The organism is Brevibacterium gallinarum (assembly GCF_014836885.1).
Classification (GTDB): Bacteria; Actinomycetota; Actinomycetes; order Actinomycetales; family Brevibacteriaceae; genus Brevibacterium; species Brevibacterium gallinarum.
On record NZ_JACSPY010000025.1, the window covers coordinates 1 to 15,195 of the forward strand.

The 15,195-nt window shown below is 67.7% G+C and carries 9 protein-coding genes and 1 tRNA gene; 7 read left to right on the top strand and 3 right to left on the bottom strand.

The genetic code is table 11. The features are described from left to right. From H9634_RS14205 to H9634_RS14215, 3 genes are all read left to right on the top strand, one after another. Positions 1-1,120, top strand: a 1,120-nt coding sequence (locus H9634_RS14205) for an HNH endonuclease signature motif containing protein (protein WP_191727459.1), incomplete at its 5' end; no start/stop codon positions are given. A gap of 248 nt (positions 1,121-1,368) precedes the next feature. Continuing rightward, a complete protein-coding gene (locus tag H9634_RS14210) occupies positions 1,369-2,241 on the top strand; it encodes an FAS1-like dehydratase domain-containing protein (RefSeq protein WP_191727460.1) in 873 nt (290 codons plus the stop codon). Positions 2,242-2,284: 43 nt separating this feature from the next. After that, a complete protein-coding gene (locus H9634_RS14215; protein WP_191727461.1) occupies positions 2,285-3,718 on the top strand; it encodes an amidase in 1,434 nt (477 codons plus the stop codon). 19 nt (positions 3,719-3,737) lie between these two features. Here the strand turns inward: H9634_RS14215 and H9634_RS14220 are convergent, their stop codons facing one another. Continuing rightward, positions 3,738-4,418, bottom strand: a complete 681-nt coding sequence (locus H9634_RS14220) for a TetR/AcrR family transcriptional regulator (RefSeq protein WP_191727462.1) — start codon at positions 4,416-4,418, stop codon at positions 3,738-3,740. A gap of 203 nt (positions 4,419-4,621) precedes the next feature. On the opposite strand from H9634_RS14220, the gene H9634_RS14225 reads away from it, so the two are divergent. After that, on the top strand, positions 4,622-7,438 hold the full coding sequence (locus H9634_RS14225) for an MMPL family transporter (protein ID WP_191727463.1): 2,817 nt from the start codon (positions 4,622-4,624) through the stop codon (positions 7,436-7,438). Continuing rightward, a complete protein-coding gene (locus H9634_RS14230) occupies positions 7,416-9,866 on the top strand; it encodes a YhgE/Pip domain-containing protein (protein WP_191727464.1) in 2,451 nt (816 codons plus the stop codon). Before H9634_RS14225 ends, H9634_RS14230 begins: the two co-directional genes overlap by 23 nt. A 17-nt stretch (positions 9,867-9,883) precedes the next feature. On the opposite strand, the gene H9634_RS14235 is transcribed toward H9634_RS14230, so the two are convergent. Further along, a complete protein-coding gene (locus H9634_RS14235; RefSeq protein ID WP_225211006.1) occupies positions 9,884-11,887 on the bottom strand; it encodes an FAD/NAD(P)-binding protein in 2,004 nt (667 codons plus the stop codon). Then, on the bottom strand, positions 11,884-13,950 hold the full coding sequence (locus tag H9634_RS14240) for an LCP family glycopolymer transferase (protein ID WP_318245134.1): 2,067 nt from the start codon (positions 13,948-13,950) through the stop codon (positions 11,884-11,886). Before H9634_RS14240 ends, H9634_RS14235 begins: the two co-directional genes overlap by 4 nt. 240 nt (positions 13,951-14,190) lie before the next feature. Between H9634_RS14240 and H9634_RS14245 the strand changes: the two genes are divergently transcribed. Further along, positions 14,191-14,279 (top strand) — tRNA-Ser (locus H9634_RS14245). A 126-nt stretch (positions 14,280-14,405) separates the two neighbouring features. Further along, positions 14,406-15,158 carry a polysaccharide pyruvyl transferase family protein gene (locus H9634_RS14250; protein WP_191727465.1) on the top strand — a complete coding sequence of 251 codons (753 nt, stop codon included), beginning with the start codon at positions 14,406-14,408 and terminating at the stop codon, positions 15,156-15,158. The last annotated feature ends 37 nt before the right edge of the window (positions 15,159-15,195 follow it).

Consider the following 15,195-nt stretch of genomic DNA (forward strand, 5'->3'; position numbering starts at 1 on the left):
TGCACCTGGGCCTAGCCGACCCCACCACCCCGACATTCAAAACCAAGGAAATCCTGCCAACTACTTGACGCGGGACAATATGACGGCGTTCAAGCGCGCTGTCACCCAACTGATCTCTACTCTTGTCACCCGTGAGGAGCGCGCTGCGCAGGTCCGGGATCGTCGCACCGTCGAAACCTATTACGAGCCCCACGGGCTGGGTGTTCTTATCGCTCGCGGTCCCTGCCACCAGATCGCTCTCTTAGAAGCCCGCCTGGCCGGCATGGCCCGATCCGTCATCAAGGGCCTCGGCGCACCACTCGGTGTGCCCGAGGGTCGAGAAATCGCTGACGACCGTGGGATGGGTGAGCTGATGTTCGACTTCCTCACCGGCTCCCAGCCCGCAGGCGCACTGACCACACAGTCCACCGGCAGCGACAGCGACACCACCCCGGGTCAGGTCGGTGACAGTGTTGTCACGGCTGCGAACCCGGCCGGCATTGATCTCGACGCAACAGCCGAGAAGATCGCCGAAACGCTGGCTGAGACCGGTGTGCAGTGTCCCGTTGATGCTGAGTGGCTCAAACGCCAAGCCCGCATCACCATCACCGTCCCAGCACTGACCCTGCTCGACAGGAACACCGGCGAAGACGATGACGCTCGTGTGCCGGGGATGGTCAACGGTCACCCCATCTCACCAGAGACCGCCCGGCAACTCACCGGCACTGGGCATTCGACGCTCTACCGGATCCTGACCGACCCGACCGACGGCACGGTCCTCGATCACGCCGCTGAGGCGTACACGATCCCGGAGAAGATGCGGATCGCGCTGGTGGAGAAATGGCAGTTCTGCACCCTGCCGGGATGCGACCGGTCAGCTGTGAAAGCCGAACTGGATCATATTAAGCCGTTCAATCACGAAGACCCCGGACGAGGCGGCCCCACCTCAATGGGGAATCTCCACCCGTTGTGCCGGGAACATCATCAGATGAAAACCGACAACAGACTCAAAGTCACCCGAAGTCCCGACACGGGAATGCTGACCTGGACCCTGCCCGGCGGACACCAACTCCAAGCACGACCACCGACAAATCCCATTGGGCAGGCACACGCCCAACAGCTCCTCAACCTCACCGACTAGACCACACCGCAACCAACCTATCCGAAGCGACTTCTCGTCTTTTCTCTACCAGCGCTGCCTGCAACACCACCGCAGTGACAGAACGATGTTTGACAACCACATAGTGCCGGGCCCTGCTACCGGATCATCTGCGCCACCGCGGTCATTCACGACAGTCAATCTGCGGACGCACCTGCATCGGCATCACTGTGCCCGATAGGCTTCGAGCAGGAGATGCACTCCGGGCAGGCGAAGGAGGCTGAGAGCACATGGATGCACCGATCGATGTCTCGCGTCTGCGCGCGTGGGTCGGCCGCAGCCAGACTCTCGACGACATCGCCACTGAAGCGAAGTCGCGCACCCTCGCCGCTGCCCTCGACTACGACGCAGACCCCTGGGGCGGCCAACTCTTCCCGCTTGCGCACTGGGCCCACTTCAACCCAACCGAACCGCAGCACGCCCTCGACATCGACGGGCACCCGCGCCTCGGCGGCTTCCTGCCACCGGTGCCGCTGCCGCGACGCATGTGGGCCGGATCAGAACTGACCTTCCACCGGCCGATCGCCGTCGGCCAGCAGCTGCAGGACGTCCAGACCGTCACCGACGTCAGCCTCCGCACCGGCCGAACAGGTCAGCTCGTCTTCGTCACGGTCACCCATGAAGTCTCGGCAGACGGCAGCCACGCCATCACCGACCGGCACACCATCGTCTACCGCGAAGCCGCCGCACCGCAGGAGACCACAGCACAAACGCCAGCCGAGCGCGCGGCACGAAAGCCAGCCGACACCTCGGCGTGGGACTACGGCAGGATCACCCGGCCTGACGAGACGCTGCTCTTCCGGTACTCCGCGCTGACCTTCAACGCCCACCGCATCCACTACGATCGCGACTTCTGCATCAACGAAGAAGGCTACCCCGGCCTCGTCGTCCACGGTCCGCTGCTCGCCACGCTCATGCTCGACGCCTTCCTGCGCCTCCGCCCAGGTGAGCAGATCGACTCCTTCTCCTTCACCGCCCGCCGACCCGTCTTCGACGGCACCCCCGTCGCTGCCGTGGGCCGCCAGACCACCGCCTCGGCCACGGAAGTCGCCATCCTCGACCCCGCAGGACACGCCTGCCTGACCGGAACCATCGACCACTGAACCACCGGCGGGCACCGTCGCCCGCTGCCGAAAGGAGCCGCACATGTCTGAGCTGACCTGGCTGTCCACCCGCGAACTCGCCGCCGAGATCGCCGTCGGCCGGATCTCCGCCCGCGAGGCCCTTGCCGATCACCTCGCCCGGATCGACGAGGTCAACCCCGCCATCAACGCCATCGTCACCCTCGATGCTGAGGCCGCCGAAGCCTCCGCAGCAGCAGCCGACGACGCACACGCCCGCGGGGGGAGCCTCGGCCTGCTGCACGGGGTGCCGATGACGCACAAAGACACCCACGACACCGCCGGCATGCGCTCGACGCACGGCAGCCCGCTGTGGGCCGACCGCGTGCCGGCAGCCGACTCCGTCATCATCGCCCGGCTCAAAGCCGCCGGCGTCATCACCACCGGCAAGTCCAACGTCCCGGAGTTCGCTGCCGGCTCCCACACCTTCAACCCGGTATTCGGCACCACCGTCAATCCCTACGACACGACGAAATCCGCTTCCGGCTCCTCCGGCGGCGTTGGTGCGGCACTGGCCGCCGGCATCCAGGCCTCCGGCGACGGCTCCGATATGGGCGGATCCCTGCGCACCCCCGGTTCCTTCAACAACGTCGTCGGCTTCCGGCCCTCCCACGGCCGGATCCCCAAGCTCGCCCCGGACAACCCGCACGCCTGGCTCGGCCAGTCCGGTTTCATGGCCCGCACCGTCAGCGACATCGCCCTGCTCATGCAGGCCGGCTGCGGGCCGGCCACCGGAGCACCCTGGGAGATCGGCGAACCTGGCTCCGTCTTCGACCTGCCCGAGTTCCGCCTCGGCGCCGTCTACCAGCCGGAGCTCTCCGGCATCCGCGTGGGCTTCAGCCCCGACTTCGGCAGCCAGATCCCAGTCGAAGCAGAGGTGGCAGCGATCGTCTCAGCCGCCGCCGAGGTGTTCGCCGGCCTGGGTGCCGAGGTCACCGAGGACGTACCGAACCTCGAGGACGCCGACGAGGTGTTCCGCACCCAGCGGGCCTACGACTTCGCGATGGTGTTCGAGGAGATGGTCGAAGCCGGCGGCCGGGCGCAGATGAAGAAGTCCCTGGTCGACAACATCGACGCCGGGCTCGCGCTCACCGCCGCTGATGTGCGCTCCAAGGACGCCGCACGCGTGCGGCTCGGCGCCGAGCTGTGGAAGTACTTCGAGACCTGCGACGTGTTCGTCACCACGACCTCACAGGTACTGCCCTTCGACGCGGAACTCGAATACCCGACGGAGATCAACGGCGAGCCGATGGCAGACTACCTGTCATGGATGCGCGCGGCCACGCTCATCTCGGCTACTGGCTGCCCGGCAGTCTCCGTGCCGGCCGGGTTCTCGGAATCAGGGCTGCCGGTCGGCATTCAGATCGTCGCGGCTCCGGGTCGCGATGTCGAACTCATGCGCATCGCCCACGCTTTCGAAGCCGTCACCGAACACCACCTGCGGCACCCGCAGCTGTGAGCTTGAAGCAGCGGGGAGATCAGTCAGCGGGGGAGAAGTCGACGAGGCCCAGCACGAGCTGAACAACTGGCTCCGGGTCGATGTTCAGGGGAGCGTCGTCCGGGACGACGTCCTCGCTTGTCAGGCCTCGGAAGCGGTCCGCGACCGCTGCGCTGCCTGCTGCCAGTGAGACAGCGGCGAGCAGATCGACGAACTGCGCCAGAGGCAGCGTCAGCTTCCCGCCGGCGCAGCCGATCGCGGTGCCGACAACACGGCTCATATTCTCGAAATGCGTGCCGGTGAGCTCCTCGTAGCGATCACGCAGCTCCGGATTGCGTAGCGTGTACAGCTCGATTTCGCGCTCAGCGAGGATCCATGCCGTCGTGTTGTCCTGCACGGCATGGAACTGGGTGACGATATCGCGGATGAGCTGCTCCTGCTGCGGGCGTGACAGCTCTGCCGCCTCATGCAGATCTGTCCGGTTCTCCACCAGCTCCGTCACGTGACGCTGCGCTTCGGCGATGCCACGCTCGATGATGGCGAGCACGATCTCATCACGCGAGGCGAAATTGGAGTAGAAGGCCCCGCGGGTGAAGCCGCTGGCTTCGCAGATCTCCTCGATCGACGCCGCCGCCACACCGCGAGAGGCGAAGACCCGCATCGCGCCATCGATGAGAGCCGCACGGGTCTGCATGCGGCGCCTGCTCACTGCCTCGCTCATCGTCACCTCTCGTTGCCCTTCCTGCTTCTGACTGCTGTGCAGACTACAGCACTAGGATACACTTGTGCATTCGATACACTCGTGTATCGTAGGATCGTCGGCGGGTGGCTCATGTGTCCGTCCGTTCATGCACGGTGGGAGCAGCGTCTCCGCCTGTGGCACCACCGAAACTCTGTCCTTTACCCGCGATCGAAGGGTTGCCTGTGTCGTCCTTTCTCTACGAGCTTGGCCGCACCGCGTTCCGCCGCCGTAAGACAGTGGTCGCCGTCTGGCTGGCGATCCTCGCCGTTCTCGGCGGCTTCGTCGCCGCATTCGGCGGCAGCTTCAACGACGAGTTCCGCCTGCCCGGCAGCGAATCGCAGGAAGCCCTCGACTCGCTCGAGCTGACCTTCCCCGAGGTGGCCGGCGGCTCGGCGACGATGCTCGTCGTCACCGCAGACGGCCAGCCGGTGGACACCGACCCGTATAAGTCGAAGATCGAGGACACGGTCGAGAAGATCGACGACCTGCCCCACGTCGACGGTGCCACCTCCCCGTTCGACGAGATGATCGACGGCGTCATCAACGCCGACGGTGACGCCGCCATCGTCAACGTTCAGTACGACCAGTCCGTGGATCTGCTGCCGGACTCGGCGAAGGATGATCTGCAGGCGGAAGCCGACAGGCTCCAAGCCGAGCTGCCCGAGGGCAGCATCGTCAGCCCCGGCGGCGAGCTCTACACGGTCACAAGCGTGCACATCTCGATCATCGAGGCGATCGGCGTCGTCATCGCCTTCATCGTCCTCATCTTCACTCTCGGATCCGCCTGGGCGGCTGGCATGCCGCTCGTCACCGCCGTCATCGGTGTGGGCATCGGCATGCTGCTCATCCTCGGCAGCACCGCATTCGCCACCGTCAACTCGACGACCCCGATGCTCGCACTCATGCTCGGCCTGGCCGTCGGCATCGACTACGCACTGTTCATCGTCTCCCGTGCCCGGCAGACGATGTTCGACGGCCACGACCCCGAAGAATCCGCCGCCCGCGCCATCGCGACCGCCGGGTCGGCAGTCGTATTCGCCGGCGTCACCGTCATCATCGCCCTGGTCGGCCTGTCGGTGGCCGGCATCCCCTTCCTCACCGTCATGGGCATCGCCGCCGCCGTCACCGTCGCGATCGCCGTGGCGGTCGCGCTCACGGTGACACCGGCGCTGCTCGGATTCCTCGGCTACCGGCTCGTGCCCAAGAAGCACCGCCCCGGCGGCAGCCGCCACTCCGCCACCGTCTCGGGCGCGGAAGGCGTGGAAGGTGAGGAGAGTGCGCAGCGCGCGGAGAGTGAGGAGAGCCGCCCGCGCAAGCCGGGGTTCGTCACCCGCTTCTACGACGCCTGGGTGGCGGCAGCGACGAAGATCCCGCTGCTGACCGTCGTCATCGTCATCGCCGGTCTGGGCGCGCTCGCCCTGCCGGCCAAGGACCTGCAGCTGGCCCTGCCCGACAACGGCGGAGCCGAGGAGGGCACCGCCCCGCGCACCTCGTACGACCTCATCTCCGAGCACTTCGGCGAGGGCTTCAACTCACCGCTGGTCGTCACCGCGAACATCATCAGCTCGACCGACCCGCTCGGCGACCTGGACGACATGAAGGCTGACATCGAGAAGATCGACGGCGTGCACAAGGTCATCATGGCCGTGCCCAACCGCTCCGCCGACACCGGCCTCATCCAGATCATCCCCGAGTACGGGCCCAGCGATGAGCGCACCACCGAGGTCGTGAAGAAGCTGCGCGACCTCAAGCCGCACTTCCAGGACGAATACGGCTTCGACACCTCGGTCACCGGCTCGAACGCAGTCGCCATCGACGTCTCCGACCAGCTCGGCGGGGCGCTGCTGCCCTTTGGCATCTTCGTCGTCGGCCTGTCGCTCATCCTGCTCATGATGGTGTTCCGGTCGATCGCCGTGCCGATCAAGGCGACCCTGGGCTTCCTGCTCTCGGTCGGGGCGGCGTTCGGACTCGTCACCCTCGTCTTCGTGCAGGGCCACGGAGCCGACATCTTCGGAGTGGAGAAGGTCGGCCCGGTCATCAGCTTCCTGCCGATCATCCTCATGGGCATCCTCTTCGGCCTGGCCATGGACTACGAGGTGTTCCTCGTCTCCGGCATGCGCGAGGCCTTCGCTCACGGCGCCTCGGCGAAGGATGCGATCCACCGCGGATTCCAGTCCTCAGCCCGCGTCGTCGTCGCCGCAGCGATCATCATGTTCGCCGTCTTCGCCGCCTTCGTCCCCGCCGGTGACGCGATCATCAAATCGATCGCGTTCGGTCTGGCCGTCGGCATCTTCATCGACGCGTTCATCGTGCGCATGACCTTCGTGCCGGCCGTCATGGCACTGCTGGGCGACAAGGCCTGGTGGCTGCCGCGCTGGCTGGAGCGGACGCTGCCGCACTTCGACGTCGAAGGCGAAGGACTCTACCACCAGGTGCAGTACAAGGACTGGCCCGGCGACGGCAGGGACTACTCCGTCTACGGCGAGGATCTCGGACTCGACGGCTCCGGCCGGCCGGTCTTCGACAAGGTCGACCTGGTCGTGCAGCCCGGTGAGGTGCTCGCCGTGTCCGGTCAGGGCGCCACCGCGCTCCTGCTGACGATCGCAGGACGGGCGACCCCCGACCGCGGCGAGCTCAAGGTGCTGGGCCGGGTGCTGCCAGAGGAGGCGCCGAAGGTGCGCAGCGCGATTCCGTACATGGTGCTCAACTCCGCCGAAGACGCCCTCATCACCAGTCCCGGCTACCTGCGCCACACGCGCGAGCAGATGCCGGACATCGTCCTCATCGACCGGGCCGACCAGGCCCGCGATCACGACACCGCCGAGGCGGCCCAGGACCTCATCTCCGCCGCCCTCGCCGCCGGGTCGAGTGTGCTGCTCGGCCTCGGCAACCGGGACGCCGACTGGATGCTCCCGCCGCAGACCCATTACCGACTGTTAGATCTCGATGCTCACAATCGGGGGAAGGACACGGCTCATGACCTGGTTCGAACGAGCTGATACCGGACGCACGGCCAAGTGGTACACAGTCCTCGGACTCATCCTCGTGCCGATCGTCATCGCCGCTGGATTCGTCTTCGCGATCTGGAAGGCCACCGGCCGGCTCGACAATGTCCAGGCGGCCATCGTCAACCTGGACGAAGGCACGGAGATCGACGGTCAGCAGGTGCCGCTGGGCCGTCAGCTGGCGGCCGGGCTCGTCGACCGCGACGACGAGAACTTCGACTGGGTTCTCTCCGACGAGGACGACTCCGAAGCAGGCCTGCGCAACGGCAGGTACGCCGCCGTCATCACCATCCCCAAGGGCTTCTCCACAGCGGTCACGTCGTCGAGCAGCGACGATCCGATGATGGCCCGGCAGGCCACGATCAGCGTCAAGACCTCCCACGTCACCCCGCTGGCCGACTCCGCAATCGGGCAGGCGATTGCCGAGGCCGCCCGGGCGAGCTTCAACTCCGAGTTCGCCAAGAAGTACCTCGACGGCATCTACCTCGGCTTCAACGAGATCGGCAAGCAGTTCCAGACGGTGTCTGATGCCGCCAACGAGATCAACGACGGCGCCGGGCAGCTGGCCGACGGCACCGGCGACGCAGCCGATGGTGCCGGCACGCTCTCCGATGGGCTCGGCGAACTGTCGGCCAACAGCGGACAGCTGCGCAGCGGCGCCGGCGACCTCGCCAGCGGCGCGCGCGAGCTGTCGACGGGCGCCGGGGACCTCTCCGACGGCGCCGGCGAACTGGCAGACGGACTCGGCACCATGCGCGAGCAGACCAAGGACCTGCCCAAGCAGACCCGGAAGCTCGCCGACGGTGCCGGTGACCTGTCCGACGGCGTCGACGAATACACCCGCGGCGTCGACGGCATGATCATCGGCCTGCGCGACTTCGCCGACGGCCTCGGCGACGGCGGGGACCTCGACTTCGGCGACAGCCTCGACAGCCTCGGCGAGGGCTCCCAGGACCTGAACGACGGCATCAACCGCATCAACGACGGTGTGGGCACCTACCAGGACAAGCTCAAGCAGCAGTCCGACGACCTCACGGCGCTGCAGCAGAAGAATCCGCTGACACTGCAGGATCTGGTCGGCGCCGGACTCATGGACTCGAACGAGGCGGCCCAGCTCACACAGGTGCTGTGCCCGGACGGTGAGGGCGAACAGTGCACACGCACCCAGGACGCCTACGCGCGGGGAGTGCTCACGACCGCCCAATCCGCTCTGGACCAGGCTGCCGAGGGACTCGATCAGAAGGACGAGAACGGCCGCTCGATCACCGGTGGGCTCCAGGACCTCACCGACGGGGCCAACGAGCTCAACGACGGCATCCAGGACATGGTGAAGAACCTCGGCGACGAGCTGCCGACGCTGCTCGAGGACCTCAAGGGGCTCGGCGGCCAGGCAGACGACCTGCTCGACGCCTCGAAGGAGCTGCGCAACGGTGCCGGCCAGGTGGCCGATGGCACCGACAGACTCGCCGACGGCATGGGCCCCCTCGCCGATGGCGTCAAGCAGTCCGCCGACGGTGCCGGCCAGCTCTCCGACGGAGCCGGCCAGCTCTCCGACGGAGCCAGCACCCTGGCCGACGGCGCGGATGAGTACTCAGCCGGAGTGAGCAGGTACACCGAGGGCGTCGACCAGTCAGCCACGGGAGCCAGCGCACTCGCCGACGGCCTCAGCGACCTCAACGACGGCGCCGAACAGCTCGCCGACGGCACCGGGGAACTCGCAGACGGCCTCGAAGAGGGCAAGGACCAGATCCCGTCCTACACCGCACCCGAACGCGACAAGCTCTCCAACACGGTCGTCGCACCGGTGGCCGAGAGTGGCAGCCTGCTCAACGACATCCCGCAGGCCTCATCGATCGCGCTGCTGCTCATGATGGCGCTGTGGGTCGGGGCACTCGTGACCTACACGGTCGTGCGCGCCGTCTCGGCAACCGCCCTGACGTCGCGCCGGTCATCCTTCTCAGTCATGGCCAGAGGAATGCTGCCGGGCCTCGTCATCGCCGGGATCCAGGCGGTGGTGCTGGCGATCATCGCGAACATCGTGTTGGAACTCAACCTGTTCGACTTCGCTTCCGTGCTGCTGCTCGTGCTCTTCGCAGGGCTTGTGTTCATGACGCTGAACTATGCGCTCGTCGCCTGGTTCGGCGGCACCGGCCGGTTCATCTCAGTGGTGCTCATCGTGCTGGCCGTCGCCGGCAGGGCGATCGGGGCAGTGCCGGAGTTCTTCCACTCCATCACCCCGTTCCTGCCGATGACCCCGGCGATGGACGGCATCACCGCCGCAGCAACCGGCATGCCCGGACTGGCAGGCGCCTGGGCCGCCCTGTTCGGCTGGCTGGTCATCGGTGTAGCCGGCAGCTTCGCCGCGGTCGTGCGCAAGCGCACACTCGGGGCCGGCCAGGTCGCCCGGCTCGCCCACATCTGAGCGGGCAGGCCGGCGCCCTAGCCGCCGAGGATCTGCTCGGCGATGCGGTGAGCGTCGCGCAGCGTGCGCGCCGACTTGTGCGGATTGGCCGCGATCGCCAGCCCGAACTGCACAGCCGAGAGCTGGATCGACAGGCAGTACCGGTGCGGGTGGTCGTAGCCGCGCGCATCGCGGGTGCGCAGCGTCTCCGGATCGACATCGAGACCCGACAGCGGCTGCGCAACACCCTCGCTGAGCTCGAGCTCGGCAACGGCGAGCTGGCCGCGGTCGAGCATCCCGGTCACCACCTCGTCAGCGGCGTGCCGCACCTGGTTGGCAGGTGAGGCGGCGTCGACGAGTGCGCGAGCCTCGACCGGGTCGTCCACGGCCGGGGAGGAGGCGCGGAAGCAGGAGCGCTCACCGGCACGCGAGGTGGTGATGCGCACCTCGGGCCCGACGAACTCGACGAGCCCAGCCTCGGCCAAGGCGATGAGCTCAGCGAAGCGCTGCGGGGGCGGGCCGTCGCAGATGCCGGAGACGAAGCCCTCGAACCAGCCGCGCACCTCGGTGTGGAAGCTGATGTCATCGACCCGGCCGTCGGCGATGAGCTCCTTGAGATACGCCCGCGCCGCCCACAGCACCGCGAACAGCGCCTTCTCCGGCGCATGCGCAGGCCCCCGATAGGCGGCATCGAGGTCGCGGCGCAGGAAGTCGAGCATCCACGCATTCAGCTCCGCCCGCGAGGCGAAGGTCCGGTCCTCCAGCGGCCGCAGCAGGGCATGGAGGTCGAGGATCCGCTCAGGGTCGCCGATGACACTCGACTCGACATCGGACCAGGCGCTGGACTCCTGCGTCTGGCGGCCCGGGCGGCCGGCGACCTCGCGGGTCTCGGCAGCCGCACGGCGGGAGACATGCCGGTCCACCGCCTCGGCGAGGGCCTCGGTCAGCGCTGCCGGGTCGCCGACGAACGCCTCGGGTTCGGACGCGTAGAGGGCCGCATACCAGGCATAGCGCAGGTCGGCGAGGATGAGCGGCCACAGCTGATCGTTGAACCGCAGGTCACCGCCGCCGGTCTCGGCGGCCAGCCGCTCCAGGGTGGCGGGGATGAAGTAGCGCAGCGGGTAGTCCGGCAGCGGATGGTCGACGGTGATCGGCTTGCACCGATACGGCACGCCGCGCCGTGACGACGGGGCGAGCACCGGCTCCTGCCCGCTGGCCTGATAGGCCAGCACCGGCGCCCCGGCATCCGTCGTGCCGGTCTGTGCGAACGTGCCTCCGCGGCCTGTGCTCAGCATCGCCTGATGGTCGAAGTAGTTCAGCCCGAAACCGCGGAACACCACTGTCTCACCGGCCTGCAGCGCATCGACATCGGCCTCAGCGGGCAGCCCCGGGGGCAGGTAGGTCAGGTGGGCACCGGCGGCGAAGCGCTGCCAGGCCACCCGTTCCTCATTTAGCCGGGCGGGGATGTGCCCGACGCACAGCACGATGTCGTCGACCTCCAGGGTCGGGCCGTCAGCCAAGCGGATGAGCTGGGCGGCCCGCTGCCCGGCCGGGCTGTCGGCGGCACCGCGCGGCTCGATGACGGCCGTAGCGACTGTCGGGTGGTGGCGGATCGACACGCCTGCCGGGGCCTGAGCGCAGATGTGGTCGAAGGAATCGCACAGGTACCGGCCGTACAGCGCGCGCGGGGCGAAGGTCGAGAACACCTCGGCATCGCTCGCTGCGTGTTCGCGGCGATACCAGGTCGCCATGTCCGGGCCGGTGGAGTGGGGGCTGATGCCGCAGCTGGGATCGGGGAAGATCGTCTGCTCGCCGATCGTCGTGTTCATGAGCAGATCCGGGTGCTGGTCGGTGCGCCACACGATCCCGGCCCCGGGCGGGAACGGATCGATGAGATGGATCTCGACCGTCGCGTCACCGGCGAGGGCGCACAGCCGCTCGAGCACGCTGAGACCACGCGGGCCAGCCCCGATGATCCCCACCCGGCGCGGCACTGCGGTGCCCTGCGCACCGCTGCCCGATCCGCCTCGGCGGCGGCTCAATTCTGCTCCCCATCGCCCTCAGGACCGGGGTAGCCGGGCCAGCCGGAACCCGGCTCGTAGCCCTTCGGGTAGCACTTGCCCTCGGTGTCCTCGACACCCTGGGCGGGGGCGCCCGTCTCCTCCGGCGTGGGCTCCTCGGTCTCGGCCGTGTCGGTGCCGGTCGCCTCTTCCTGCTGGCTCTTGGCCTTCGGATTGATCTGCTCGTCGACCCAGCTGCGCAGCGCCTCATAGTCGGGGTTGAACGTGCTGGTGACATCGTTGTTGATCTGCGCGGACTTCACCTCGGTGCCCTGCATGAGCGCGGCGAGCTCGACGAAGGCGTTGAGCTCGCGCTGCGGGATGTCAGTGGCGACATTGCGCTCAGCCGAGCCGGCGAGCTTCGGGTAGGCCAGCGCGATCTCGCGCGGATTCACCTGCTCGAGGGTGGTCTTGAGCATCCGCTGCTGACGGCACATGCGGTCGTAGTTGTCCGCACCCTCACGGGAGCGGACGTACCACAGCGCCTTCTTGCCCGTCAGCACCTGCTCACCGGGGTCGATCCAGCCGAACACCCGGTTCTTGGCACCGGTGTTCATGTTCGTGCCGCCGCCCATCGGGATCGGCCGCTCGACGTCGATCTTCACTCCGCCGATCGCGTCGACGACATCCTCGAAGCCCTGCATGTCGACCGAGGCCCAGTTGTCCATCTTGAGCCCGAGCGAACCCTCGACCGCCTGCATGGTGGCGTACATGCCGAGCTCCATGTCGCCGGGATCGCCGACCGCCTCGGGCTCGGATTCGGCCCACGTCCACACGGCGTTGATGAGGCTCTCCTCGGAGCCGAAGGCGTTGAACCCCTGCGGGAACCGTTCGGCGAGCTTCGACCCCTCCGGGAACTGCGGGAACGCGAGGTTGCGGGGCACGGAGATGAGGGTCGTCTTGCCTGAGCGCGTGTCGATCGAGGCGACGAGCATGGTGTCCGGGCGGGTGCCCTCGCGGCCGTCGCCGTTGTCGCGGCCGATGAGGAAGACGTTGATGCGCGGCTTGTCCTTCCACAGGTCAGCGGAGTCGAGCACGGGCCCGCCGCCGTCGCCGAAGACCTTGCGCACCGTCTCACCCTGCACGCGCGAGTAGGCCGCCCCGACACCCAGCGGCACGCCGGTGAGCACGATGAGGCTCATGACGAGCACCGAGCCGAGCACGCGCTGCGAACGCCGCAGACGGGTGCCGCTGCGCAGCATCACATAGGAGCGGATGATGACGAACGCCCAGATCAGCGCCCCGATGATGAGGAGGATTGCGATGACGTTGAGGATCGTCGGGCTGGAGACGACGCGTGCGCCGGCTTTGACCGGGCCGCGGTAGAGCACCCAGATGCCGATCGCGGCGAGACCTGCCAGGAACCCGAGCGTGAGGAACCAGCCGAGCCGCGAATTGCGGCTCTTGATCATGCCGAGACCGGGGATGAGCGTGCCGAGGCTCGTCCAGCCGACGATGCGGGGAAAGGCGTCGTTGCGGCGCGAGTGCCGGGTCGCCTCCGGGACCCCTTCGGACTCAGCGGTTGCAGCAGCATCCGGGCCCGAGGCGGTGGAGACAGGCCGGCCGCGGCGCCGAGAGCGGCGGGCGTGCTGCTCTGCCGCGCGCGCTTCCTGGCGGGTGAGCGGCACGTCCTCAGAAGACGCGCGGGGGCTGGGCTCGGCGGCGGGGGTGAAGGTGCGGGGTGCTTCGCGGCGCGGGGTGCTGCTGCGCTTGGCGGCTGCTGCTCCGGTGACAGCGCCGGCCCCGGCAGCGCCGGCCCCGGCAGCGACGGCTCCGGAAGCGGCGCGCAGCGCGGTGAACCGGGGGCCGGTAGACGCCCGCGCCTGCCTGCTGGCATGACGCGGGGTCGAGTTCTCGAAGCCCTCCGGGGCCGGGCCGCTGGCGCGCGGCGCCTGATCCTGACGGTGGTCGTTGGAGTCGCTGGGGGCCGCTGGGCGGGAGCTGCGCAGGCGAGGACGGCTGGAGGCTTTGAACGAGGGGTCGTGCGGAGATGAGCCGTTCGGCCCACGGCGTGGTGTGGGAGCACCATTGTCATCGTGGGACACTGCTCACTCCTTGGAAAACGGCACGATCGAGGGACAGGTGATCATCACAAGCTCTTAGTGTACGAGTTCAACCTCCGAGATTCGTGAGCTACGCGTGGTGCCAGCTTCAGACGCGCATCTGCGCGCCGGATTCCGGCTCGCCGCTCGGCTTTGCTCGGGTGCTGGCAGTTCGTTATCATTGGTGAGGTTACGCGCGCCTGCACACCGGGAGATCCACCCGATGCGGCGCGCATCGCACCAGGAGTCGTGGCTGAGCGGCCGAAAGCACCACCCTGCTAAGGTGGAGTCCCTTGAATTGGGGACCGTGGGTTCAAATCCCACCGGCTCCGCGCTTTTCTTCGCAGCCCCGCCTGCTCGTTCTCATCGGGCAGGCGGGGCTGCGGCATTGCGGGATTCACCCGCTGTTCACCCCGTCTTCTCCCGGCGCGGACCGGCAGCCCGTACAGTCGCTGGCCATGACTCGCATACGGCTCTTCCACTTCGACATCCCGACCTGGGGCAACTACGGCGACAAGGCCCTGTTCCCGGTGGTGCGCGATCTCTTCACCGGTTTCGCAGGCGGACAGGCATTCGAGTTCACCGGTGCCGCGCCGTTGCGCCGCGAGGTCAGCTTCGAGCTCATCGAGCGGATCAACGCCAGTGCCGATGCCGTCGTCGTCGGCGGTGGGGGACTGTTCCTGCAGGACACGAACCCGAACACGAACTCCGGCTGGCAGTGGAACATCTCCCGCGCCGCACTCGACCGGCTGGAGGTGCCGATCATTCTCTTCGCCGTCGGTGACAACCGGTTCCCCGGCCAGCCGGCGTTCTCCGACCTCTTCGTCGACCACGTCAGCGCGGTGGCGGACAAAAGCGTGTTCTTCGGACTGCGCAACCACGGATCGATGGAGTCGATGGCCGACACCCTGCCGGAGTCGGCGGCTTCGAAGATCGAGTTCCAGCCCTGCCCGACCGCCCTCGGCCAGCTCATCTATTCCGGCAGTGCGACGCCTACTGAGGAGCGGCGGCTGGCGGTGCAGATGCTCGTCCAGCACCGGCAGCGGGCCGCCGGCTACGACGCCGAGACGATCCACCGGGAGGTCATCACCGCTGTCAGGCAGCTCGCGGCAGACGGCTGGCAGATCGTCAGCACTCCCTTCCATCCCGATGACCGGGCGTTCGCACGTGCCCTAGCTGTACTTCCTCGGGAGGTTGTGATCGGGATTTGAGGTGAAAGAAGACCTCCGATATCGAAGTGGGTAACCA

What these genes read in the sequence shown, in the direction of transcription:
- H9634_RS14210 (WP_191727460.1), top strand. Translation starts at nt 1,369, where the DNA reads ATGGATGCACCGATCGATGTCTCGCGTCTGCGCGCGTGGGTCGGCCGC.
- H9634_RS14215 (WP_191727461.1), top strand. Translation starts at nt 2,285, where the DNA reads ATGTCTGAGCTGACCTGGCTGTCCACCCGCGAACTCGCCGCCGAGATC.
- H9634_RS14220 (WP_191727462.1), bottom strand. Translation starts at nt 4,418, where the DNA reads ATGAGCGAGGCAGTGAGCAGGCGCCGCATGCAGACCCGTGCGGCTCTC.
- H9634_RS14230 (WP_191727464.1), top strand. Translation starts at nt 7,416, where the DNA reads ATGACCTGGTTCGAACGAGCTGATACCGGACGCACGGCCAAGTGGTAC.
- H9634_RS14250 (WP_191727465.1), top strand. Translation starts at nt 14,406, where the DNA reads ATGACTCGCATACGGCTCTTCCACTTCGACATCCCGACCTGGGGCAAC.